General features: G+C 63.9%; 21 protein-coding genes and 1 tRNA gene. 15 read left to right on the top strand and 7 right to left on the bottom strand.

What is annotated here, in order from left to right; all coding sequences use genetic code 11:
- Nucleotides 1-278: 278 nt before the first annotated feature.
- The 4 genes from ACIQUS_RS25890 to ACIQUS_RS25875 are packed head-to-tail and all read left to right on the top strand — an operon-like array spanning nucleotide 279 to nucleotide 3,967.
- Nucleotides 279-1,178 (top strand): TauD/TfdA dioxygenase family protein, encoded by a 900-nt coding sequence (locus ACIQUS_RS25890; protein WP_403053604.1) that lies wholly within the window; start codon nucleotides 279-281, stop codon nucleotides 1,176-1,178.
- Nucleotides 1,179-1,197: 19 nt separating this feature from the next.
- Nucleotides 1,198-2,217, top strand: a complete 1,020-nt coding sequence (locus ACIQUS_RS25885) for an ABC transporter substrate-binding protein (protein ID WP_403053602.1) — start codon at nucleotides 1,198-1,200, stop codon at nucleotides 2,215-2,217.
- Nucleotides 2,218-2,222: 5 nt separating this feature from the next.
- Nucleotides 2,223-3,086 carry an ABC transporter ATP-binding protein gene (locus tag ACIQUS_RS25880; RefSeq protein WP_403053599.1) on the top strand — a complete coding sequence of 288 codons (864 nt, stop codon included), beginning with the start codon at nucleotides 2,223-2,225 and terminating at the stop codon, nucleotides 3,084-3,086.
- 14 nt (nucleotides 3,087-3,100) lie between these two features.
- Complete coding sequence (locus tag ACIQUS_RS25875; protein WP_403053596.1) at nucleotides 3,101-3,967, top strand: ABC transporter permease; 867 nt, start codon at nucleotides 3,101-3,103, stop codon at nucleotides 3,965-3,967.
- A 5-nt stretch (nucleotides 3,968-3,972) separates the two neighbouring features.
- Here the strand turns inward: ACIQUS_RS25875 and ACIQUS_RS25870 are convergent, their stop codons facing one another.
- Nucleotides 3,973-4,593, bottom strand: coding sequence for a WYL domain-containing protein (locus ACIQUS_RS25870; protein ID WP_403053593.1), 621 nt, complete (start codon nucleotides 4,591-4,593; stop codon nucleotides 3,973-3,975).
- A 207-nt stretch (nucleotides 4,594-4,800) separates the two neighbouring features.
- Between ACIQUS_RS25870 and ACIQUS_RS25865 the strand changes: the two genes are divergently transcribed.
- From ACIQUS_RS25865 to ACIQUS_RS25845, 5 genes are all read left to right on the top strand, one after another.
- A complete protein-coding gene (locus tag ACIQUS_RS25865) occupies nucleotides 4,801-5,619 on the top strand; it encodes a tetratricopeptide repeat protein (protein WP_403053590.1) in 819 nt (272 codons plus the stop codon).
- A 100-nt stretch (nucleotides 5,620-5,719) separates the two neighbouring features.
- Complete coding sequence (locus tag ACIQUS_RS25860; RefSeq protein WP_403053587.1) at nucleotides 5,720-7,810, top strand: FUSC family protein; 2,091 nt, start codon at nucleotides 5,720-5,722, stop codon at nucleotides 7,808-7,810.
- A complete protein-coding gene (locus ACIQUS_RS25855) occupies nucleotides 7,807-8,019 on the top strand; it encodes a DUF1656 domain-containing protein (protein ID WP_285863290.1) in 213 nt (70 codons plus the stop codon). Before ACIQUS_RS25860 ends, ACIQUS_RS25855 begins: the two co-directional genes overlap by 4 nt.
- On the top strand, nucleotides 8,016-8,891 hold the full coding sequence (locus ACIQUS_RS25850; RefSeq protein WP_403053584.1) for an efflux RND transporter periplasmic adaptor subunit: 876 nt from the start codon (nucleotides 8,016-8,018) through the stop codon (nucleotides 8,889-8,891). Before ACIQUS_RS25855 ends, ACIQUS_RS25850 begins: the two co-directional genes overlap by 4 nt.
- A complete protein-coding gene (locus ACIQUS_RS25845; RefSeq protein ID WP_403053581.1) occupies nucleotides 8,888-10,288 on the top strand; it encodes an efflux transporter outer membrane subunit in 1,401 nt (466 codons plus the stop codon). The genes ACIQUS_RS25850 and ACIQUS_RS25845 overlap by 4 nt, the downstream gene beginning before the upstream one ends.
- A 62-nt stretch (nucleotides 10,289-10,350) precedes the next feature.
- Here the strand turns inward: ACIQUS_RS25845 and ACIQUS_RS25840 are convergent, their stop codons facing one another.
- Both ACIQUS_RS25840 and ACIQUS_RS25835 read right to left on the bottom strand, forming a co-directional pair.
- Nucleotides 10,351-11,097, bottom strand: coding sequence for a slipin family protein (locus ACIQUS_RS25840; protein ID WP_285863287.1), 747 nt, complete (start codon nucleotides 11,095-11,097; stop codon nucleotides 10,351-10,353).
- Nucleotides 11,098-11,099: 2 nt separating this feature from the next.
- A complete protein-coding gene (locus tag ACIQUS_RS25835; RefSeq protein ID WP_403053577.1) occupies nucleotides 11,100-12,485 on the bottom strand; it encodes a nodulation protein NfeD in 1,386 nt (461 codons plus the stop codon).
- Between the two features lie 102 nt (nucleotides 12,486-12,587).
- On the opposite strand from ACIQUS_RS25835, the gene ACIQUS_RS25830 reads away from it, so the two are divergent.
- The 3 genes from ACIQUS_RS25830 to ACIQUS_RS25820 all read left to right on the top strand — a co-directional run bounded on the left by ACIQUS_RS25830 (nucleotide 12,588) and on the right by ACIQUS_RS25820 (nucleotide 14,063).
- On the top strand, nucleotides 12,588-13,046 hold the full coding sequence (locus tag ACIQUS_RS25830) for an aminoacyl-tRNA deacylase (protein ID WP_403053574.1): 459 nt from the start codon (nucleotides 12,588-12,590) through the stop codon (nucleotides 13,044-13,046).
- A 60-nt stretch (nucleotides 13,047-13,106) separates the two neighbouring features.
- Nucleotides 13,107-13,349, top strand: coding sequence for a DUF2789 domain-containing protein (locus ACIQUS_RS25825; protein ID WP_403053571.1), 243 nt, complete (start codon nucleotides 13,107-13,109; stop codon nucleotides 13,347-13,349).
- 72 nt (nucleotides 13,350-13,421) lie between these two features.
- Entirely contained in the window at nucleotides 13,422-14,063 is a 642-nt protein-coding gene (locus ACIQUS_RS25820) for an NADH:ubiquinone oxidoreductase subunit N (protein WP_403053569.1), read from the top strand.
- Between the two features lie 16 nt (nucleotides 14,064-14,079).
- Here the strand turns inward: ACIQUS_RS25820 and ACIQUS_RS25815 are convergent, their stop codons facing one another.
- The 4 genes from ACIQUS_RS25815 to ACIQUS_RS25800 form a co-directional block, all read right to left on the bottom strand.
- Nucleotides 14,080-14,520, bottom strand: a complete 441-nt coding sequence (locus ACIQUS_RS25815) for a CBS domain-containing protein (protein WP_403053566.1) — start codon at nucleotides 14,518-14,520, stop codon at nucleotides 14,080-14,082.
- A gap of 172 nt (nucleotides 14,521-14,692) precedes the next feature.
- Nucleotides 14,693-16,549, bottom strand: coding sequence for a DUF3857 domain-containing transglutaminase family protein (locus tag ACIQUS_RS25810; RefSeq protein WP_403053563.1), 1,857 nt, complete (start codon nucleotides 16,547-16,549; stop codon nucleotides 14,693-14,695).
- Between the two features lie 247 nt (nucleotides 16,550-16,796).
- Nucleotides 16,797-17,099 (bottom strand): DUF3077 domain-containing protein, encoded by a 303-nt coding sequence (locus ACIQUS_RS25805; RefSeq protein ID WP_403053560.1) that lies wholly within the window; start codon nucleotides 17,097-17,099, stop codon nucleotides 16,797-16,799.
- Between the two features lie 507 nt (nucleotides 17,100-17,606).
- Nucleotides 17,607-17,683 (bottom strand) — tRNA-Arg (locus ACIQUS_RS25800).
- Between the two features lie 260 nt (nucleotides 17,684-17,943).
- Between ACIQUS_RS25800 and gabD the strand changes: the two genes are divergently transcribed.
- The 3 genes from gabD (at nucleotide 17,944) to ACIQUS_RS25785 (ending at nucleotide 22,196) form a co-directional block, all read left to right on the top strand.
- Nucleotides 17,944-19,386 carry an NADP-dependent succinate-semialdehyde dehydrogenase gene (gene gabD / locus ACIQUS_RS25795; protein ID WP_403053557.1) on the top strand — a complete coding sequence of 481 codons (1,443 nt, stop codon included), beginning with the start codon at nucleotides 17,944-17,946 and terminating at the stop codon, nucleotides 19,384-19,386.
- Between the two features lie 183 nt (nucleotides 19,387-19,569).
- Complete coding sequence (gene gabT / locus ACIQUS_RS25790) at nucleotides 19,570-20,850, top strand: 4-aminobutyrate--2-oxoglutarate transaminase (protein ID WP_403053554.1); 1,281 nt, start codon at nucleotides 19,570-19,572, stop codon at nucleotides 20,848-20,850.
- A gap of 137 nt (nucleotides 20,851-20,987) precedes the next feature.
- Nucleotides 20,988-22,196 carry an HDOD domain-containing protein gene (locus ACIQUS_RS25785; RefSeq protein WP_403053551.1) on the top strand — a complete coding sequence of 403 codons (1,209 nt, stop codon included), beginning with the start codon at nucleotides 20,988-20,990 and terminating at the stop codon, nucleotides 22,194-22,196.
- Nucleotides 22,197-22,395: the final 199 nt, after the last annotated feature.

Below are 22,395 nucleotides of genomic sequence, written 5' to 3'. Positions count from 1 at the left end.
GCCCCCCCCCCCCCCCCCCCCCCCCCCCCCCCAGCCCCCCCCCCCCCCCCCCCCCCCCCCCCCCCCCCCCCCCCCCCCCCCCCCCGCGATGAGCGCCTGAAGCCCACACATATGCTTATTCAATAAAGATATTTAAATTATTTTTCTTATGACTTTATAGTCACTTCCCTGCGTACCTGCCGACCAATCGGCGCGCCGCACGACCGAACCAACACGGAACCCCGTGAGTTTCTGATCGATGCGCGCACCTTTGGGCGCGCTCTGCGTGGGAGTGAATCATGTCAGCGGCCTCCATCGCCTTGTCGTCCAACGACAGCGCACAGCAGCAACACTTCGAAATCCTGCCGTTCAGCGGCGCCGTCGGTGCCGAGATCATCGGCCTGGACCTGACCCGAGCGGTCAGCACCGACGACTTTTCCCGCATCCATCGGGCGCACCTTGACCACCATGTGCTGGTCTTTCGTGACCAGCGCATCACCCCCGAACAACAGATCGCCTTCAGCCGCCGCTTTGGTGTGCTGCAAATCCATGTGCTCAAGCAGTTCCTGCTGGCCGGGCACCCGGAAATCCTGATCGTCTCCAACATCGTCGAAAACGGGCAGAACATCGGCCTGGGCGATGCTGGCAAGTTCTGGCACTCGGACCTCTCCTACAAGGAGCTGCCAAGCCTGGGCTCGATGCTGCATGCCCAGGAACTGCCCAGCGAAGGCGGCGACACCTTGTTCGCCGACATGCACAAGGCCTGGGACGGCCTGCCCGAGGCACTGCGCAAGACTGTGGAGGGCCGCCAGGCGGCGCATTCCTACACCGCGCGCTACAGCGAGACCAAGTTCGAAGGCAACTGGCGGCCGACCTTGAGCGCCGAGCAACTGGCCCAAGTGCAGGAAGTGATTCACCCCGTTGTGCGCACCCATCCGGAAAACGGTCGCAAGGCGTTGTTCGTCAGTGAGGGTTTCACCACCCGCATCATCGGCCTGCCCGAAGACGAAAGCCGGCAGATCCTCGCCGAGCTCTACGCCCACAGCGTGCTGGAGCAGAACATCTACCGCCATCAGTGGCAGCCGCGCGACCTGGTGTTCTGGGACAACCGCTCGCTGATCCATCTGGCCACCGGCTGTCCGGCGCACCTGCGCCGCAAGCTGTACCGCACCACCATCCAGGGCGATGCCCCGTTCTGACAGTCTCGAGGAGTACAGCATGCGCAAGTCAATCAGCCGCCTGGCGGCCAGTATCGCCCTGGGTGCCAGCCTGCTCACCGGCAGCCTGGTCGCCCCCGCCACGGCCCAGGCCGAAGGTGAAATCCGCATCGCCGAACAGTTCGGCATCGTCTACCTGCTGCTCAATGTGGTGCGCGACCAGCACCTGATCGAGAAGCACGGCAAGGCGCAGGGCATCGACATCAAGGTCGACTGGACGCAACTGTCCGGTGGCTCGGCGATCAACGATGCCTTGCTGGCCGGCTCGATCGATATCGCCGGCGCCGGCGTCGGCCCTTTGCTGACCATCTGGGACCGCACCCAGGGCCGACAGAACGTCAAGGCCGTGGCTTCGCTCGGCAACTTCCCGTACTACCTGGTCAGTAGCAACCCGAATGTGAAGACCATCGCCGACCTGAGCGAGAAGGACCGCATTGCCCTGCCGGCAGTAGGCGTCTCGGTACAGTCGCGGTTCCTCCAGTACGCCGCCGCCAAGCAATGGGGCGACAAGGAATACGCACGCCTGGACAAGTACACCCTGGCCGTCCCCCATCCCGACGCCACGGCGGCCTTGCTGGCCGGCGGCACCGAGCTGAACGGGCACTTCTCCAACCCGCCGTTCCAGGACCAGGTATTGGCCAACAAGAACGTCCATGTGGTGCTCAACACCTATGACCTGCTCGGCCCCAACTCGCCGACCGTGCTGTTCGCCACCGAGAAGTTCCGCAAGGACAATCCCAAGACCTACAAGGCCTTCGTCGATGCCCTGGCCGAGGCCGCGGATTTCGCCCAGAACGACAAGGCTGCCGCCGCCGATACCTACATCCGCGTGACCAAGGCCAAGATCGACCGCGAAGCACTGCTCAAGATCATCGACAACCCGCAGTACGAGTTCAGCGTCACGCCGAAAAACACCTACCCACTGGCCGAGTTCCTCTACCGCGTGGGCGCGATCAAGCACAAACCCGAATCCTGGAAGGACTACTTCTTCCAGGACGAGAAGCCGCTGCAAGGGAGCTGAAACGCATGAACAGCTCATTGCAAGGCCACACGGTCAGCAAGTTGAGCAGCGTCGCGACGCCGGCACTGCTGCAGGTGGACAATGTCAGCCTGGAATACCGCACCGCGCAGCGCGTGGTGCGCGCCACTCACCAGGTCAGCTTCGAAGTGGACAAGGCCGACCGCTTTGTCCTGCTGGGCCCCTCCGGTTGCGGCAAGTCGACGCTGCTCAAGGCGATCGGCGGTTTTATCGAACCGGTCGAGGGGGTGATTCGCCTGCAGGGGCAGACGGTGAACGGCCCGGGCCCGGACCGCATCGTGGTGTTCCAGGAGTTCGACCAGTTGCCGCCCTGGAAAACGGTCAAGGAGAACGTGATGTTCCCTTTGCTGGCCTCCGGCACACTCAAGCGCAAGGAAGCGCAGGCAAGGGCCGAGCACTACCTGGAAAAGGTCGGCCTGGCGAACTTTGCCGACGCCTACCCGCACACCCTGTCCGGCGGCATGAAGGCGCGGGTGGCCATTGCCCGGGCGTTGGCCATGCAGCCCAAGGTGTTGCTGATGGACGAGCCCTTCGCCGCGCTCGATGCCCTGACCCGGCGCAAGATGCAGGAGGAGTTGCTGCTGCTCTGGGAGGAGGTGCGTTTCACCTTGCTGTTCGTTACACATTCGATTGAAGAAGCGCTGGTGGTGGGTAACCGGATTCTGCTGTTGTCGCCCCATCCCGGCCGGGTACGGGCCGAAATCCACAGCCACCAGTACGACCTGCAAAGCCTCGGTGGCAACGACTTCCAGGCTTCGGCGCGGCGTATCCACCGGCTGCTGTTCGAGGATGACGGCCAGGCCGAACAGGTGCCGGCCCTGGATTTTGCCGATATTCGCATCGCCTACTGACCGGGAGTTCTGCCATGACCACATCCGCTACACCGCGTCAGGAATACGAGGTGGTGCTCGAACCGTTGCTCGATGTCTCGCTGGAGCGCGACCTGTCACTGGGGCAACGCCTCTGGCAACAGGGCTGGCTGCGCAAGGGCGTGATCCTGGTATTGCTGGCGCTGGCCTGGGAGGCCGTCGCCCGTTACCAGGACAACGACCTGCTGTTGCCCAGCTTCCTGCAGACCGCCACGGCCTTGTACCAAGGCCTGATCAGCGGCGAGCTGCTGGCCAAGGTCGGCGTTTCGCTGGTGGTACTGCTCAAGGGCTACCTGCTGGGCATCGTCCTGGCCTTCGGCCTCACCAGCCTGGCGGTGTCGACCCAGTTCGGCCGTGACCTGCTCGGCACCCTGACCTCGATGTTCAACCCGCTACCGGCCATCGCCCTGCTGCCCCTGGCGTTGCTCTGGTTCGGCCTGGGCGACAACAGCCTGATCTTCGTGCTGGTTCATTCGGTGCTCTGGGCCCTGGCCCTGAACACCTATGCCGGCTTTCTCGGGGTCAGCGAAACCTTGCGCATGGCCGGTCGCAACTACGGCCTGCGTGGTTTGCGCCTGGTGGTGCATATCCTTGTCCCGGCGGCGCTGCCGTCGATCCTCTCGGGGCTCAAGATCGGCTGGGCCTTTGCCTGGCGCACGCTGATCGCCGCCGAGCTGGTGTTCGGCGCCACCAGCGGCAAGGGCGGGCTGGGCTGGTACATCTTCCAGAACCGCAACGAGCTGTACACCGACAAAGTGTTCGCCGGGCTGGCGGTGGTGATCCTGATCGGCCTGCTGGTGGAAAGCCTGGTGTTCAACACCCTGGAGCGCCTCACCGTGCGGCGCTGGGGCATGCAGCGCTGAAGGCCTCAGGCGTCCTGGTACTGCGCCGCCGCCTTGCTCAGGGTTTCGGCCATCTGCTGGCGCAAGGGCAGGGGCTGTTCGACGATCAGCCCATCGCCCTGGCTCAGTAACCACCAACGCAACTGCCAGCTGTTGCTCACGGTCGCCCGCAAGCGGTGGCCGTGTTGCAGTTGGGTGAGCTGCATATCCGCAGACAACGGCGTCTCGCGCATCAGGCGCGCCAGGTTGTCGTTGATCCAGGCTTGCAGCTCGATCCTGTCGGGTGCTTCGCAGGGCGGGGCATCGCTGCGCAGGTAGGCTTGCAGGTCGAAATCGGGCATCCCCTCATTGGCATTGTCGCTGGCGTGCAGCTTGCGCGAGCGATGCACGGCCAGCTGCTGCACGTCGCTATAGGCGCTGGCCGCCCAGTACCAGCCATAGGGAATGCTCTTGTCGTTTCGTTCGAGCGGAAAGATCAACGACAGCTCGTTGAGATCGCGTTCGATGCTGCGTTTGCTGATGGTAAAGCCTGCGTCCTGCAGGCGTGCGACCAGCTCGGCACTGGTAATGCCCGGTGAGCGACTGGGCAACTGGCGCAGCAACTCCCATTGACGGCTGAGGGTGGCACGGGTGGTGGCGGAGGGCAAAAGGTGGCGTCCTTGTCTAGGCTTGCGGTTGTAGCATGGCGTCAGCGGAGAGATATGGCAATTAGCCATTTATGCTTTCAAATCAAGGATGATGCAGTTGATTGGCCCGAACCGAATCGTTCGCGACAGGTTTTGTCGTGACCCTGCGCAGAATCACGCCTCATCACGCCCGCTGTCGGATCCGTGGGTTGTTCAATGAGGATGAACATGTCAGCTGCCAGCAACATCTACCCACTGCTTGAGCGCTTGCTGCCCGAGCGAATCACCCCTGCGACCATTCGGCCCGGCCAGGTGCCGCGGCTGTATGCCGGGGTGGGTATGCCCAGCCAGCGGGCGGTACTGGGCGAAAGCTTCAGCCTGATCAACCGTCTGGAAGAAGCCTCGGACCTGCAGTTGTTGTACAGCGAACTGCGCAGCCAGGCCCTGGAGGGTAATGTGGCAGCGCTCAACGACCTGGGCTGGATCTGGCTCAACGGCAAATACTGGCGCGCCGACCCGCTGTTGGCCGGGCACCTGCTGCGCATGGCGGCGCTGCAGGGCAGTGCGGCTGCCTGGTTCAACCTGGGCCAACAGTATTACTTCGGCAAGGGGGTCGAGGTGGCCTACGCCACGGCCGCCGAGTACTACCAGCAAGCCTTCGAGCGCGGCCTTGAGCAGGCCGCCGCCGCCCTGGGCGATCTCTACGAAGAGGAAATTTGCGACAGCGACAGCCAGGAGTGGACGGTCGACCTGCACCAGGCTTACCGCTGGTTCCTGCGCGGCGCGCAACGTGGCGAGGCACGCTGCCGGTTCGAGGTGGGCTACCGGCAGTTGCACGGGCAGAACGTGGCGGCCGATCAACGCTCCGCAGTGTACTGGCTGGAGCTGGCCGCCGTGGCCGGGGTGATGCAGGCTGCCGAAGAGCTGGCGGTGCATTTCAGTGTTTCCGGTAACGCCTTGCGCTACCTGTTCTGGCGCGACCAGGCCATTGACCTGGGCAGCACGTTGGCGCTGACCATGAAACTGGATGATCAATTGCAGCCATGAGGCCGACGCTGGTCAGCCACGCTTGACGCGGAGGAGGTGGATCGAAGAATATTGATAGTTAGCAAACTATGAATGTCGCAATGACCCCGGGTGTACTTTCTTGAAGGGCTTTTTCAGCTCCCTGCCGCCTGCGCGTGACTGGTTCTATGGCGTGCGCACTTTTGCCGCGTCGATGATCGCCCTGTACATCGCCTTGCTCATGCAGTTACCGCGCCCTTACTGGGCCATGGCCACGGTCTATATCGTTTCCAGCCCCTTCGTCGGGCCGACCAGCTCCAAGGCACTGTACCGTGCCCTGGGCACCCTGTTGGGCGCCGCCGGCGCAGTGTTCCTGGTGCCGCTGCTGGTGCAGGCGCCGGTGCTGCTGACGGTGGCCATCGCCTTGTGGACCGGCACCTTGCTGTTTCTCTCCCTGCACCTGCGCACCGCCAACAGCTATGCGCTGATGCTCGCCGGCTATACCTTGCCGATGATCGCCCTGCCGGTGGTCGACAACCCGTTGATGGTGTTCGACATCGCCTCGTCCCGGGCCCAGGAAATCTGCCTGGGCATCGTCTGTGCGGCGGTGGTCGGGGCGATCTTCTGGCCCCGGCGGCTGACGCCGGTGCTGGTTGGCGCTACCGGCAACTGGTTCAGCGCGGCGACCCGCTACAGCGACACCTTTCTCGCCCGTGAAACCGCCGCCGAGACCGTCGGCAGCCTGCGCGCCCAGATGGTTGCCACCTTCAACTCCCTGGAGGTGATGATCGGCCAGTTGTCCCATGAAGGCGCCCGTCCGCAGACGGTGAAGAATGCCCGAGAGTTGCGTGGCCGCATGATCCACTTGCTGCCGGTGGTCGATGCCCTGGACGACGCCTTGCTGGCGCTCGAGGCCCGGGCGCCGGTAGAGGCCGAACAGTTGCAGCCGATGCTGGCGCAGGCCCGTGACTGGCTGCAGGGCACGGCCGCTGATGCCGAGCCAGGCCGCTGGTCGGCCCTGCGCGTCCAGCTCGAGCATATGCAGCCCGGCGCCGCGGCCCTGGACCAGCGCGCTTCGCTGCTGCTGTCCAATGCGCTCTATCGCCTGGCCGAATGGGTCGACCTGTGGCAGGACTGCTGCAGCCTGCAACACGCCATACGCAACGAAGACCTGTCGCCCTGGCGCGCGGTCTACCGGCACTGGCGCCTGGGCCGGCTGACCCCGTTCTTCGACCGCGGGTTGATGCTTTATTCGGTGTTCTCCACCGTCACCGCAATCATCGCCGCCACCACCCTGTGGATCCTGCTGGGCTGGAATGACGGCGGCAGCGCAGTGATCCTCGCTGCAGTGGCCTGCAGCTTCTTCGCCGCCATGGACGACCCGGCGCCGCAGATCTACCGGTTCTTCTTCTGGACGGCGGCTTCGGTGGTATTCGCCAGTCTTTACCTGTTCCTGGTGCTGCCCAACCTGCACGACTTCCCGATGCTGGTGCTGGCCTTTGCCGTGCCGTTCATCTGTGTCGGCACCTTGACGGTGCAGCCGCAGTTCTACCTGGGCACCTTGCTGACCATTGTCAACACCGCCTCGTTCATCAGCATCCAGGGCGCCTACGACGCCAACTTCCTGACCTTCATCAACGCCAACCTGGCAGGTCCCGTGGGGCTGCTGTTCGCCTTCCTCTGGACCCTGGTGATGCGTCCGTTCGGCGTGGAGCTGGCGGCCAAGCGCCTGACCCGCTTCAGCTGGAGCGACATCGTCGGCATGACCCGCCCGGCGACCCTGGCCGAACACCGCCGCCTCGGCGTGCAGATGCTCGACCGCCTGATGCAGCACCTGCCGCGCCTGACCCAGACCGGCCAGGACACCGGTAGCGCCCTGCGCGATCTGCGTGTGGGCCTGAACCTGCTGGACCTGCTGGCCTACATGCCGCGGGTCGGCGCGCAGCCACGGCTCAGGCTGGAACAGGTGGTGCAGGAGGTGGGCGAGCATTTCCAGGCCTGCCTGGATGCCCGCCGTCGCCTGCACGCGCCCGAGGTGTTGCTGCAAAGCATGGAGCAGGCCCGCCGCGCCCTGAACCTTGACGACCTGGCCGGCAGTGGCGATGCCCGGGTGCACCTGCTGCACGCCCTGAGCGGCCTGCGCCTGGCCTTGCTGCCCGGGGTCGAGGTGGTGCTGGAGCCCGCCGGAGACCCGCCACAACTGCCCTATGGCATCGACGGAGCGCCCCTGTGATCGGTGATCTGGATATCAGTGGGGTGTTCCTGCCCACGCTGCTGGTGATGATGGTCCTCACCTACCTGTTGTTTCTCGGGGTGCACGCGCTGCTCACCCGGGTTCATTTCTATCGCCTGGTCTGGCACCGGGCACTGTTCAACGTTGCGCTCTACGCCGTGCTGCTCGGCACGGTCGATCACTTTTGCCGAAACCTGATGCTGCCATGAAGAAACCCTTGCTGACCCTGGGCCGTGTGGTCCTGACCCTGTTGGTAGTGACACTGGCGACCGTACTGGTCTGGCAGATGGTCCTGTATTACATGTTCGCCCCCTGGACCCGGGACGGGCATATCCGCGCCGACGTGATCCAGATCGCCCCGGACGTGTCCGGGTTGATCCAGCAGGTCGACGTACGCGACAACCAGGTGGTCAAGCGCGGCGATGTGCTGTTCACCATCGACCAGGACCGCTTCCGCCTGGCCTTGCGCCAGGCCCAGGCGACCCTGGCCGAACGCAAGGAAACCCTGGCCCAGTCTCAGCGTGAGGCCCGGCGCAACCGTAACCTCGGTAACCTGGTGGCCCAGGAGCAACTGGAAGAAAGCCAGTCCCGCGAGGCGCGGGCGCAGTCGGCACTGGCCGAGGCCCAGGTGGCGGTGGATGCGGCCCAGCTCAACCTGGACCGCTCGGTGGTGCGCAGCCCGGTCGATGGCTACCTCAACGACCGCGCCCCGCGCGCCCATGAGTTCGTCAGTGCGGGCAAGCCGGTGCTGTCGGTGGTCGACAGCGACTCCTACCACGTCGATGGCTACTTCGAAGAAACCAAGCTGGCCGGCATCCAGATCGGCCAGGCCGTGGATATCCGCGTGATGGGGGACAATGCCCGGCTGCGCGGACACGTGCAGAGCTTTGCCGCCGGCATCGAGGACCGTGACCGCAGCAGCGGCGCCAACCTGCTGCCCAACGTCAACCCGGCCTTCAGTTGGGTACGCCTGGCCCAGCGGATTCCGGTGCGGATTGCCTTCGACGAAGTGCCCCAGGACTTTCGCATGATCGCCGGGCGCACCGCGACCGTGTCGATCATCGACGGTAGCCGCCCATGAAACGCCTGTCGCTGCTGGGCCTGAGCCTGCTGCTGTCGGCCTGTCAGATGGTCGGGCCGGATTACACGCTGCCCGAAGACGCAGCGATCCAGCGTGCCGACCTGCAAGGTCCGCTGCGCCAGGATGCCGACAGCGTGGTCTCCGCACCGGTGCCCCGGGACTGGTGGCACCTGTACCAGGACCCACGGCTCGATGCCTTGGTCAGCCAGGCCCTGGCTGCCAACAGTGAACTGCGCGTCGCCGCCGCCAACCTTGCCCGCGCCCGCGCCCAGGTCGAAGAGGCCCAGGCCCGAGGAGGCTTGAATGGCGGCGTGAAGCTCGGCGCCCAGCGTTTGCAGGAATCGGGCGAAGCCTTCCTGCTGCCGGAAAAGGTCCCGGTGGCGAACATCGGTGAAGCCATCCTCAGCGCGTCCTACCAGTTCGACCTGTGGGGCACCCTCAAGCGGGGCGTCGAAGCAGCCCAGGCCAATGCCGATGCCACCCAGGCTGCAGCCGATACCGCACGCATCACCCTGGTTGCAGAAGTGGTGCGCGCCTACACCCAGGTCTGCGCGGCCAACGAGGAATACCACATCGCCCACGAGTCCCTGGACCTGCAGGAGCAACAAGTGGCCCTGACCCAGCGCCTGCGCGATGCCGGCCGCGGCGACGAAACCCAGGTGACCCGTTCGCAGACCCAGTACAAATCCCTGCGCGCCGAGTTGCCGCGTTACCAGGCCTTCCGTGAGGCAGGCCTGTATACCCTGTCGATGCTGCTGGAAAAGCCGGTGGCGCAACTGCCGGCCGGCACCGCCGAGTGCGCAGAGCTGCCCCATATTGCCCAGATCATTCCGGTGGGCGACGGTGCCGCCTTGCTCAAGCGGCGTCCGGACATCCGCCAGGCCGAGCGGCATCTGGCGGCGGCCACGGCGACCATTGGCGTGGCCACCGGCCAGCTCTATCCGGATATCAGCATCGGCGCCCAGGTTGGCACCATCGGTATCCTGGAAAACCTAGGCGAGCCGGCCACCAACCGCTGGGGCTTCGGCCCGTTGCTGACCTGGACCGTACCGACCAACGGCTCACGGGCGCGGATCCGCGAGGCCGAGGCCTCGACCCAGGCGGCGCTGGCGCATTTCGACGGGGTGGTGCTCAATGCCATCCGCGAGACCCAGACCAGCCTGGCCAAGTACAGCGCCTTGCTCGACCGACGCGATGCCCTGGCCGACGCCGAACGCTCGGCGCAGCTGGCGGCCGACCAGACCCACCGTTACTACCAGGCCGGACGGGAATCCTTCCTGGCCGACCTGCAGGCCACCCGGACTTATACCGACATGCGCGCGCAACTGGCGGCGGCCAATACCCAGGTGGCGATGGGGCAGATCGGTTTGTTCCTGGCTCTGGGCGGTGGCTGGTAAATCGCAATCGCGGGGCAAGCCCGCTCCTACACCCTGTAGGAGCGGGCTTGCCCCGCGATAGCTCACTTATCTGCAAACCCTTTGAGCAGATCGATCGGCAACGGGAAGACAATGGTCGACGACTTGTCTCCTGCGATGCTGCCCAACGTCTGCATGTAACGCAGTTGCATGGCCCCCGACTGGCGACCGAGCATTTCCGCCGCCTGCATCAGCTTTTCCGACGCCTGCAACTCACCTTCGGCATGGATCACCTTGGCCCGCCGCTCGCGTTCTGCTTCGGCCTGGCGGGCGATGGCGCGGATCATCGACTCATTGAGGTCGACATGCTTGATCTCGACGTTGGCCACCTTGATCCCCCAGGCATCGGTCTGGGCATCGAGCACCTGGCGGATGTCCAGGTTCAGGCGTTCCCGCTCGGCCAGCAGCTCGTCCAGTTCATGTTTGCCGAGCACCGCACGCAGGGTGGTCTGGGCCAGCTGGCTGGTGGCCATGAGAAAGTCCTCGACCTGGATGATCGCCTTCTGCGGGTCGAGCACGCGAAAGTAGAGCACTGCATTGACCTTCACCGAGACGTTGTCGCGGGTGATCACGTCCTGCGGCGGTACATCCAGCACCACGGTGCGCAGGTCGACCCGGACCATCTGCTGCACGCCCGGAATCAGCAGCACCAGCCCCGGCCCCTTGACCCGCCAGAAGCGTCCCAGCTGGAACACCACGCCCCGCTCGTATTCGCGCAGGATGCGAAACGCCGACAGCAACAGCACCGCCGTCAGCGCTAGCACTGCACCAAAGCCCAGTTCGAAGAACATGCTCAGTCTCCTCGCGCCACGGCATCCGCCGCAGCGCTGACGTCCAGTAGTACGCCTTTGCGTGAGATCACCCGGACGCGTTGTCCGACCATAAGTGGCGTCTGGCACTGGGCCTGCCACTGTTCACCCTGTACTTGCACCGAACCGATGTACGGATCGCTGTCGTTGACCGCCATGACCGTGGCCAGGCTGCCGACCAGACCGGCATCGCCGCTGACCAGCGCCCGCCTGCGCGCTTTGATGGCCATGCCCAGCACACCGCCGAGCAACAGGGCCGAGAGCAGGGCCAGGGTCAGGATCAGCGGCAGCGGAATGCCGAAACCCGGTACATCGGTGTCCATGAGGATCACCGCGCCGACCACGAAGGCGACAATGCCGCCGAAGCCGACCACGCCGAAGCTGGGCAGGAACGCCTCGGCGATCATGAAGGCCAGGCCCAGCAGGATCAGGGCCGCGCCGGCATAGCTGACCGGTAGCAATTGCAGCGCGTACAAGGCCAGCAACAGGCAGATGCCACCGATCACCCCGCCCACCCCGGAGCCCGGGCTCATGAACTCGAACATCAGGCCGTAGACCCCGATCATGATCAGGATCAGCGCCACACTGGGGTTGGTGATGATCGCCAGCAGCCGTGTGCGCCAGTCCGGCTGGCGTTCTACCAGCAGCGCATTGCGGGTGTGCAGTTGCACGGATTGGCCGGCGGCCTCCAGGGTCTTGCCGTCGAGCTGGCGCAGCAGGTCGGGTAGGTCATTGGCCACCAGGTCGACCACCTTCAAGCGCAGGGCCTCGCTGGCCGGCAGGCTGACGGCCTCGCGCACCGCCTGTTCGGCCCAGTCGGCGTTACGCCCGCGCAACTGGGCCAGGCTGCGGATGTAGGCGGCCGCATCGTTGACCTGCTTGCGGGTCAGGGTGTCCTGTTCGCTGCGCGGTGCCTGCTTGTCGCCGGTCGGTGCCGCTGGAGGTGCGGCAGGGTCCTTGGGTGTGCCGGGCAGGCCGCCGATCTGCACCGGCGTGGCGGCCCCCAGGTTGGTGCCCGGGGCCATGGCCGCGACGTGACTGGCGTACAGCAAGTAGGTCCCGGCGCTGGCGGCACGGGCGCCGCTGGGGGCGACGAAGCTGGCGACCGGCACGGGGCTGGCCAGGATCGCCTTGATGATCTCGCGCATCGAGCTGTCCAGCCCGCCAGGGGTGTCGAGGCGGATCACCACCAGTTGCGCCTGGTCGGCCTTGGCGTGCTCAAGACCGCGTATCAGATAGTCGGCGCTGGCCGGACCAATGGCGTCATTGATACTCAGTACCAACACCGGGTGCCCCGGCGCAGCCTGGCCGCCCGGTAGCGCGCCGAGCAGGAGCAGAAGCAGCAGGTGCCGACACCAGCGAGCGATCACCTGAATTCACCCGGTCTGTGCGTGTCCTCTAAGTTTAGTCGGCTGCCTCAGGCTACACGGCCTAAACTTCAGGAGTGGGGGAGTAGTATCCGGAGGTGCATCATGCGTATGGCAAAAACCCTGCAGCTATGCCTGGACAAGGCAGGCTGCGACTATGACATCGTTCCTCACGCGCACTCGTCCACCAGCCTGGAATCGGCACGCCTGGCCGGAGTGCCTGCCGAGCGGGTGGCCAAGTCGGTCATGCTCGACGACCGCCATGGCAACTACCTGATGGCTGTGCTGCCGGCCAACCGCCATCTGGACATGAGCAAGGTGCCTGTCACCGGGCAGTGGCACATGACGAGCGAAAGCAATCTTCCTCACCTGTTCGGCGACTGCGAACGGGGCGCCATTCCGGCGATGGGCGATGCTTACTCGCTCAAGATGCTGGTCGACCCGACCTTGACCCGCCAGGACGACATCTACGTCGAAGCCGGTGATCACGATCACCTGATCCACATGAAAGTGTCGGAGTACCTGAAACTGGTGCCTCACGCCGAAGTGCGCGAGGTTTGCTGATGATCAACCCACCGCCAGGCAGGCGTCGTGGATGCCCCGCCTGGCCTTAAGGAGTGACCCATGGAAGCACCCAACCACAAGTTTTCGGAATTGTTCAAACAACTGGGCCTGCCTGACGATCCCGTCGGCATCGACCAGTTCATCACCACCCATTCTCCGCTCAAGGGGGAAATAAAACTGGTCGATGCGCCGTTCTGGAACTCCAGTCAGAAAGCCTTTCTGCAACAAAGCATCAATGACGATGCCGATTGGGCGGAACTGTTCGACCAGCTCAACGAGGCCCTCAGGCGTCCTAGAAAATAAACGCTGAGCGGCACCTGAAACCGGTGTTTGGCGTTGCTATGCTCAGGAAAAAACAACAGGGGGATAGCGCCAATGAAAGATCCCTACGCCGTCGGCTTCTGGTGTGTCGCAACAGCTTTGGGCTTGCTGACCGCCGGTTATTTCTATGGAGTCAAACAGGCCTATCAGCTCGACCAGGCCCTGGTGTTCCTCTACGCGGCCGCCGGGGTGATCGGGGCGCTGGCGCTGACGGCGCTGGCCTGGATCGCCTGGCAGCAGCTAAGGGTCAACAAGCGTCAACTGGCCCAGGGCCGCACCCTGGTCGCCATCTGGAACACCAAGGTTGCCCTGCGCCGCGTCGAGACCGTGTTCGATCGCTACTTCTGGGGTAGCTACTGGCAGCCCGGGCGCACGTTCCAGGAGGTCATGGGGGAGCTGGAAGGCACGCCGCTGGAGCAGAGCCTGGAAGCCCTGAAACGCCAATGCCGGGAGCTCGACCGGGAAACCCACGACCGCCACCGGCACTGGTTCGACAACGCACGCGAGCTGTCCACCGTGGCCACAGCCATGGCCCGCGAACGTTATCAACTGGACCTGTGCGATTCACAGCAAAGCAGCGGCCGAGGCGGGGCAGCGGTGCTCAATCGGGATCTGGAAGTGCTGGTGTACACCTGGTCGGCGCGTCTGCGCAGCTTCGACCACCAGCTCGATGAGCTGGAGGGCGAATACCGCTGAAGTTGTTCGCCGCGACTCAGTCGCCGCGGATGTACTGTTCCAGTTGCTGGATCATTCTGGCCTGTTCGGCGATGGCTTCCTTGACCAGGTCACCGATCGACAGCAGGCCCAACAGCTCGCCGTTCTCAACCACCGGCAAGTGCCGCAGGTGGCTGTCGGTCATCATGTTCATGCAGTCGTCGATGTTCTTTTTCGTGTCGACGGTGATCACCGGTGCGCTCATGATCGCGCTGACCGGGGTACCCACCGACGAGCGACCCTTGAGTACCATCTTCCGTGCGTAGTCGCGTTCACTGACGATCCCCACCACCTGGCCACCTTCGACCACCGGCAGGGCACCGACGTTCTTCTCCGCCATCAACCTCAGTGCGTCGAGCACCATCTGATCCGGGGCGATGGTATGAACCTGGTGATGCTGCTGCGCTTTGGTTTTAAGGAGCTGTGCCACGGTTTTCATAGTAAGCCTCTGCAATGCGTGGAGGGGTTGACGGCAGATACCTACAGAATCGTGTACAGAAGGCCGCAGGGCAAGGGAGAAAGCGGCATCGAGTCGATTGAAAAACGTCATGGGCCGGGTATGTCGGGAAAAATCCTGCCGAGCCGCCCCATGCCCGGCAGGTGTTGGTCGATCAGCCTTTGTGCACGATCACCTGGCTGTTCAGGTCATTGAGCATGGCGTCCACCACAGGCTTCATGCTCTCGTAGTCGGCAACGCTGCAGACCGACCTGGGGTAATGGAAGTCGAAGCGACGTTTGACCAGTACGCTGTTGCCCTGTTGCTGGTATTCGGCGCTGTAGTCCAGGTACGGGTGCTTGAGCGTAACTGCCCTGGGCGTGGCAAGGATCTTCACTCCGGCCGGGAACTTGAAGCGTGCCTGCTCTTCGGTAATGCCGGAGATGCAGGTGAAGGCCTGGGTCCGCTGTTTTTCGGCAACGAAGCCGAATGCACTCTGGGCGATGCCGCCGGCCAGGCTGCTCAGGGTCGGAACGCCGATCGGGCCGGGCAGGTTGACCAGGTTTTCGCTGCGCCCTTCGACCTTGAGGGCGAAGCTGCCTTCGCCGTCCAAGTCGTCACTGCTGGTCTTGCCACTGCCACTCTGGCCGTAGGCCGCAAGGATCTGCTGGACCATCTGCTCGCGCTGGGCCGGGGTCATGTTGCGCAAACCCCAGCGGTTCAGCTCGGCCGCCCAACCTTCGATCGTCGACACATGCTGGAAGTCGGCAGCGCCATTGCGGGCGATGGTGAAGGTGATGGTGTTCTCGACCTTGCTGGCCTGGGTGGCCGGGGTGCGGCCTAGCGTGCCGGTGCGGGTCAGCAGGGTGGGCTTGTCCAGCACCGGCACCGGCAGGTAGTTGCTGGCAATGGCCGGGGACGTCGAGTCCATGTACAGGTCAAGGCTCGGGATATAGGTGATCGCATGGTTGATCACCCCCAGGGTCGGCACCTTGGGCAGTACATAGGCATTGCCGAGGTTGACCAGCGCCGGGCTGCTTTCGATGTCAACCGCCGCCAGCAGGGCTTCGAGCAGGGCGACGTGGTCCTTGCAGTCGCCGTAGCGGTTGCTCAACACCGTGTCGGCAGCATGCGGGACGACACCACCGGCACCGATGTAAACGGCCACGTAGCGGATATTGCGGCGCACCCAGTCTCCCAGGGCCAGGGCCTTGTCCCGTGGGTTGTCGAGCTTGGCGGTGAGCGATTCGGCCAGTTCGCGGATAGCCGGCGTCACCTCGCTCTTGGCCCGTGCGGCGTAGGCCTTGGCGAACGCGCTGTAGTCATTGAAGGTAGAGACGGCCAGGTACTTGCCATAGTCCGAGTAGGCCACCGAGCCAAGTTCGGTTCGGGCGTTATCCCCTTGCACGTAATCCCACCGGTACACCGTGCGTCCGGCAGCAGTCTTGGGCGTGCTGGCCTCGAAGCCTTTGGCATCGGCATGCAGTTTGAGGGAATCGGGCAGGTCGTAGATCAGGGTGAACTGCCGGGTCGGGTGGAACTGCGGCATGGCCAGGTCTTCGAACTGACCGGGGAACAACGCGGTGTTGCGCCGCTTCTTGACGCTCAGGACCAGGCGATCGCCCACCGCCACGTCCGGGAAGATCACCACTTTGACCAGGCTGTCGAAGAACATCGGCGCCTTGGCCGATTGCTGCTCTTGCTGTTCCTTGATCTGCTCGGGGCTGACCACCACCTTGCGACCATCCGGCTTCTGGGTATAGGCCTGGATGACGTCGAGGCTTTCCAGGGTGCGGTTGTAGGGCAGCGCATGTTGGGCCTTGGCCTTGATCGCGCGCTCTTCGTTGATCAGGTAGACCAGCTCCTGGGTGGTCTCGAAACTGCCGTCATCGGCAACGACCGTACGCTGGATTTCCTTTTCGATGGTGACGGAGGGGTCGGTTCCATCATCCTTGGCCTGGGCCAGGGAGAACGCGAACAGACAGCACAACATCCCGACCAGCCTGGCGGGGGTCAAAGCGAACCGCTTCATAAAGATCCTTCTTGTGAATATGTTCCAGACACCTGATTCATTGAATGCGAATCAGTTAATGGCATTTTGCCTTGTTATTGGCGTTGCTGCTGGAACAATTTGCACAACACCCGTAGCCGCTGCCGCCAGGCTGCGATCGACTGCTTGTAGGAGCGGGCTTGCCCCGCGATGCGTCGCAGCGTTCAATCGCGGGGCAAGTCGAGTCGTCGTACCGCCGCTCCCACCGATCGCAGCCTAGCGGCAGCGGCTACAGCGTGATCCGATCTTCCAGGCCATCGAGTAACGCATCCACCAATCCCTTGGCCATTTCCACCGAATGCAGGGTGGACCAGAGAAAGCCCCTGCTGGCGGGATCGGTGTCATCCATTGCCCTGTAGCCGGTGTCGTAAGCGCAGCCCAGGTAAAGTGAAGCATGCACCAGCGCGTCGTGGGCCGCGATGCCGGAGCAGACGGCGAACAGGGGAGAGTGGCCAGCCTGGCAACTGCCGAAGATGGTGTGGGCGGTGGTGGTGGAGTGGTCTAGCGGTGGATCGGGTACGACTTTCTTCATGGGGTGCTCCAGTTGGAGCTGACACCGTCATCCGTTACCACACGAATGGGTGGCAGCTGTACGCGGGGTGGTAAACCGAGGGAACACCCAAACCCGGCAGGCTCGAAAGCCTCCCGCGCACAGCCGCCATAGGCTGTATGGGATGATCCACAACACCGGGTTACCACACCCGCTCACCGAGTTTTCGGTGAAGGGCTGGAGCCTAGAGGTACGCGTTCCCAGGGACAATCAGACGGGCATCGACAGACCGGGTAGGGTATTTCCTAGGATGCAGCGTCAGCCAGTGATTTCGAACGCTCGAAACAAAATCTGACACTGTGTCGGCGGCAAATAAAAAGGCCCAGGTATTCACCTGAGCCTTCTGGTCCCGCATCCGTCGATCAAGGCCCGTAGGGCAAGAACCGGGTAGCGCCGTACGCGCTCATGGCTGGGGCGCGGTGCTAAAGACAAGGAGCAATCGGGACGTGGCGGTAACGCCGGCCCTTTGGGACCAAAGGGAAAGGAAGATGGCGCACTCGGCGGGATTCGAACCCACGACCCCTGCCTTCGGAGGGCAGTACTCTATCCAGCTGAGCTACGAGTGCAACGCGGGCGCCATAATACCCATCTAGACTGGCGGCGTCCATCGTCAGAATGTGTGTGGGCGATTTCGCACACTCTGCGGTCTATAGTTGTCGTTGATCTGAAAAAAGCTGCCGCACAGCGCTTTTTGTTCTTTTTTTCGAACACCCTATTGTCCTTTCTCCTCGTTGCTCCTAGGATTCGTTTGAGATTTCAAACGCTCTCCTTTTTCTACAATCAATAATTCGCTCCGTGCCTGCACGGTGCCGTTAAGGAAGCCGACATGCAGCTTAAAGACGCCCAGTTGTTCCGCCAGCAAGCCTTCATCGATGGCGTGTGGTTGGACGCGGACAACGGTCAGACCATCAAGGTCAACAACCCGGCCACCGGCGAAATCATCGGCACCGTGCCGAAGATGGGCGCCGCTGAAACCCGCCGTGCCATCGAGGCCGCCGAGAAGGCGCTGCCGGCCTGGCGCGCGCTGACCGCCAAGGAACGTGCTGGCAAGCTGCGTCGTTGGTTCGAATTGATGATCGAGCACCAGGACGACCTGGCCCGCCTGATGACCACCGAGCAAGGCAAGCCACTGGCCGAAGCCAAGGGCGAAATCGTCTATGCCGCCTCCTTTATCGAGTGGTTCGCCGAAGAAGCCAAGCGCATCTATGGCGACACCATTCCTGGCCACCAGCCAGACAAGCGCCTGATCGTCATCAAGCAGCCGATCGGCGTGACCGCCGCGATCACTCCGTGGAACTTCCCGGCCGCTATGATCACCCGTAAAGCCGGCCCGGCCCTGGCCGCTGGCTGCACCATGGTGCTCAAGCCTGCCTCGCAGACCCCGTACTCCGCCCTGGCCCTGGTCGAACTGGCCGAGCGTGCCGGCATTCCGAAAGGCGTGCTGAGCGTGGTCACCGGCAGCGCTGGCGAAGTCGGCGGCGAGCTGACCAGCAACCCGATCGTGCGCAAGCTGTCCTTCACCGGCTCCACCGAAATCGGTCGCCAGCTGATGGCCGAATGCGCCAAGGACATCAAGAAAGTTTCCCTGGAGCTGGGTGGCAACGCCCCGTTCATCGTGTTCGACGACGCTGACCTGGACAAGGCCGTCGAGGGCGCGATCATCTCCAAGTACCGCAACAACGGCCAGACCTGCGTCTGCGCCAACCGTATCTATGTGCAGGACGGTGTCTACGACGCCTTCGCCGAGAAGCTCAAGGCTGCTGTGGCCAAGCTGAAGATCGGCAACGGTCTGGATGCTGGCACCACCACTGGTCCGCTGATCGACGAGAAAGCCGTGGCCAAGGTCCAGGAGCACATCGCCGACGCCGTGGGCAAAGGTGCCCAGGTGCTGACCGGCGGCAAGATCATCGAAGGCAACTTCTTCGAGCCGACCGTTCTGGTCAACGTGCCGAAGGACGCTGCCGTGGCCAAGGAAGAAACCTTCGGCCCGCTGGCACCGCTGTTCCGCTTCAAGGACGAGGCTGAAGTGATCGCCATGTCCAACGATACCGAGTTCGGTCTGGCCTCGTACTTCTATGCGCGTGACATGAGCCGTGTGTTCCGTGTCGCCGAAGCCCTGGAATACGGCATGGTCGGGATCAACACCGGTCTGATCTCCAACGAAGTCGCGCCGTTCGGCGGCATCAAGGCCTCGGGCCTGGGCCGCGAAGGTTCCAAGTACGGCATCGAGGACTACCTGGAAATCAAATACCTGTGCATCAGCGTCTGATCGCAGCGTAAGGCTTTACCTCTGCCAGCGGGGCGCGAGAGCGACGTCTCGCTGGCCTTTTTACACCGTACATACGGTGGCCTGGGCCCCTGCGGCAGTCGATCAACGCATGCTGCCCGCAGTTGAATACCGGCCACCCCGACTTGAATCGCGCCACCTTGGGTGTGGCGCATTGAGGACACTATGAGCAAGACCAACGAATCTTTGATGCAACGTCGTGTCGCCGCTGTTCCACGCGGTGTTGGCCAGATCCACCCGATCTTCGCCGACACGGCGAAGAACGCCACCGTGACTGACGTCGAAGGCCGCGAGTTCATCGACTTCGCCGGCGGTATCGCGGTACTGAACACCGGTCACGTGCATCCGAAGATCATCGCTGCCGTTGAAGCCCAACTGCACAAGCTGACCCACACCTGCTTCCAGGTCCTGGCCTACGAGCCTTACGTCGAGCTGTGCGAAAAGATCAACGCTCGCGTTCCAGGCGACTTCGCCAAGAAAACCCTGCTGGTCACCACCGGTTCCGAAGCCGTTGAGAACGCCATCAAGATCGCCCGTGCCGCCACTGGCCGCGCTGGCGTGATCGCCTTCACCGGCGCTTACCACGGCCGTACCATGATGACCCTGGGCCTGACCGGTAAAGTCGTGCCTTACTCGGCCGGCATGGGCCTGATGCCAGGCGGTATCTTCCGCGCCCTGTACCCGAACGAGCTGCACGGTGTGAGCATCGACGACTCGATCGCTTCCATCGAGCGCATCTTCAAGAACGACGCAGAAGCCCGTGACATTGCTGCCATCATCCTCGAGCCGGTTCAGGGCGAAGGTGGTTTCTACGTCGCGCCGAAAGAGTTCATGAAGCGTCTGCGCGCTCTGTGCGACCAGCACGGCATCCTCCTGATCGCTGACGAAGTGCAGACCGGCGCTGGCCGTACCGGCACCTTCTTCGCCATGGAACAGATGGGCGTCGCGCCTGACCTGACCACCTTCGCCAAGTCGATCGCCGGTGGCTTCCCACTGGCCGGCGTGTGCGGCAAGGCCGAATACATGGACGCCATCGCTCCAGGCGGCCTGGGCGGCACCTATGCCGGTAGCCCGATCGCCTGCGCCGCGGCCCTGGCCGTGATGGAAGTGTTCGAAGAAGAAAAACTGCTGGACCGCAGCAAGGCTGTCGGCGAGCGTCTGGTCGCTGGCCTGCGCAAGATCCAGGACAAGCACCCGATCATCGGTGACGTGCGTGCCCTGGGTTCGATGATCGCTGTTGAAGTCTTCGACAAGGCCGGTTCCCACACCCCGAACCCGACCGCAGTCGCCTCGGTTGTGGCCAAGGCGCGTGACAAGGGTCTGATCCTGCTGTCGTGCGGCACCTACGGCAACGTCCTGCGTATCCTGGTTCCGCTGACCTCGCCTGATGAGCAACTGGACAAAGGTCTGGCAATCATCGAAGAGTGCTTCGCAGAACTCGCGTAAACTGTGACGCAGTAGAAGAAAAACCCGCTTCGGCGGGTTTTTTTTCGCCCAAAGGAATGCCGGGGGGTTAAGGTTCCCAGATTGGAGACGCCCAGGAAGGCGCACTGGACTGCGTGCAGAGAATTGGAGAGTCGAGTATGAGCGTTGCCAACCCACCCGTGGCACCCTGTGTGTTGATTGCCGAAGGCGATCCCTGGGTACGGGAGATGCTCAGCCAGATGTTGCTCAGCGTGCGTTGCGATGCCCGTTTGCAGGTATGTGCCGATGGCTCCCAGGCGCTGGCGGCCCTGGCCAGCAAGCCGGACCTGATCATCGCCGCCCGCGAGTTGCCCGGCGGCGATGGTCTGGACCTGTTGCGCAACGTGCGGGCCAAGGGCCGCCAACCGCATTTGCCGTTCATCCTGATGAGCAACCGCAGCGACAGCGCCAGTGTGCGCGAGGCGTTGCCGTTCGCCCCCACCGCCTACTTGAGCAAGCCGCTGAACATGGACTCCCTGCGTCATCGCCTGGAAGAGTTGTTGCTCAAGGTCGGCGAGGAGATCGCCTGTCCGATGCCGGCGCTGCAACCGGGCATGACCTTGGCGCGCTTTCTGGAAGGGCGCCGCGCTACCGCCGATGGCGGCCCGCTGCTGGCGGACGTGCAGCAGGCGATCAAGCGCAGCCTCAATCCGCAGGGGCTCAATCTCAAGACCCTGGAAGAAGAGATCCGCAACGACCCGCAGATCACCGCCGTGCTGATCGCCGCGGCCAACAGCGCCGCCTTGCACCGCGATGCTGCCGTGCAGACGCTGATGCAGGCGCTGAACAAACTGGGCACCACCCAGAGCATGAACCTGATCCTGGGCCTGGCGCTCAAGCGCAGCGCTCGCCTGAGCGACCCGTTGTTGTCGGACCATGCCGAGCACTTCTGGGCGCTGTCGCTGCACACCGCCGAATACGCGCGGACCCTGGCCCGCATGCTCGAACTGGACCAGGAACGGTGCTACTGCGCAGGCCTGCTGCATTGCCTGGGCGATCTGGCGCTGCTGCGCTGCCTGCAGGAATGGCGCCTTGCCGGGGGCGAGCTGGATGAAGATGCCGTCGAATTGTCGCTCAACGAGTTTGGCGCCGCCTTCGGGTCAGCCTTGCGTACACGCTGGCGCTTGCCGCTGGAGTTGCGTGAGTTGATTGCGGCGGTCTATCAATTGGGCGGCGGGGTGTACTCGCGTGAAGCCCTGGCGATGAACCTGGCCGGGCAGATGGCCCGGCTGCCGGCGGAGCAGGGGCTGGAGGCGCTGGCCGAGAGCCGGACGGCGCGGTTGTTGAAGGTGGGGATGGCGGAGCTGGGGCGTTTGCGCAAGGCGTGAGAGCCTTGTCGCAGGCTTCGCCAGCTCCCACAAGAGCCAGCGATGGTCGCCGTCATTCTGTGTAGCCGCTGCCGCCAGGCTGCGATCGACTGCCTGTAGGAGCGGCGGGGGGGGGGGGGGGGGGGGGGGGGGGGGGGGGGGGGGGGGGGGGGGGGGGGGGGGGGGGGGGGGGGGGGGGGGGGGGGGGGGGGGGGGGGGG

Source organism: Pseudomonas sp. NPDC090755, from assembly GCF_044769005.1.
In the GTDB taxonomy this organism is placed as follows: domain Bacteria; phylum Pseudomonadota; class Gammaproteobacteria; order Pseudomonadales; family Pseudomonadaceae; genus Aquipseudomonas.
This window is presented reverse-complemented; position numbering and strand designations above follow the sequence as displayed.

Coding starts and splice junctions, on each gene's coding strand:
- ACIQUS_RS25890 (WP_403053604.1), top strand. CDS start 279: ATGTCAGCGGCCTCCATCGCCTTGTCGTCCAACGACAGCGCACAGCAG.
- ACIQUS_RS25885 (WP_403053602.1), top strand. CDS start 1,198: ATGCGCAAGTCAATCAGCCGCCTGGCGGCCAGTATCGCCCTGGGTGCC.
- ACIQUS_RS25880 (WP_403053599.1), top strand. CDS start 2,223: ATGAACAGCTCATTGCAAGGCCACACGGTCAGCAAGTTGAGCAGCGTC.
- ACIQUS_RS25875 (WP_403053596.1), top strand. CDS start 3,101: ATGACCACATCCGCTACACCGCGTCAGGAATACGAGGTGGTGCTCGAA.
- ACIQUS_RS25865 (WP_403053590.1), top strand. CDS start 4,801: ATGTCAGCTGCCAGCAACATCTACCCACTGCTTGAGCGCTTGCTGCCC.
- ACIQUS_RS25850 (WP_403053584.1), top strand. CDS start 8,016: ATGAAGAAACCCTTGCTGACCCTGGGCCGTGTGGTCCTGACCCTGTTG.
- ACIQUS_RS25845 (WP_403053581.1), top strand. CDS start 8,888: ATGAAACGCCTGTCGCTGCTGGGCCTGAGCCTGCTGCTGTCGGCCTGT.
- ACIQUS_RS25840 (WP_285863287.1), bottom strand. CDS start 11,097: ATGTTCTTCGAACTGGGCTTTGGTGCAGTGCTAGCGCTGACGGCGGTG.
- ACIQUS_RS25830 (WP_403053574.1), top strand. CDS start 12,588: ATGCGTATGGCAAAAACCCTGCAGCTATGCCTGGACAAGGCAGGCTGC.
- ACIQUS_RS25825 (WP_403053571.1), top strand. CDS start 13,107: ATGGAAGCACCCAACCACAAGTTTTCGGAATTGTTCAAACAACTGGGC.
- ACIQUS_RS25820 (WP_403053569.1), top strand. CDS start 13,422: ATGAAAGATCCCTACGCCGTCGGCTTCTGGTGTGTCGCAACAGCTTTG.
- ACIQUS_RS25815 (WP_403053566.1), bottom strand. CDS start 14,520: ATGAAAACCGTGGCACAGCTCCTTAAAACCAAAGCGCAGCAGCATCAC.
- ACIQUS_RS25810 (WP_403053563.1), bottom strand. CDS start 16,549: ATGAAGCGGTTCGCTTTGACCCCCGCCAGGCTGGTCGGGATGTTGTGC.
- ACIQUS_RS25805 (WP_403053560.1), bottom strand. CDS start 17,099: ATGAAGAAAGTCGTACCCGATCCACCGCTAGACCACTCCACCACCACC.
- gabD (WP_403053557.1), top strand. CDS start 17,944: ATGCAGCTTAAAGACGCCCAGTTGTTCCGCCAGCAAGCCTTCATCGAT.
- gabT (WP_403053554.1), top strand. CDS start 19,570: ATGAGCAAGACCAACGAATCTTTGATGCAACGTCGTGTCGCCGCTGTT.
- ACIQUS_RS25785 (WP_403053551.1), top strand. CDS start 20,988: ATGAGCGTTGCCAACCCACCCGTGGCACCCTGTGTGTTGATTGCCGAA.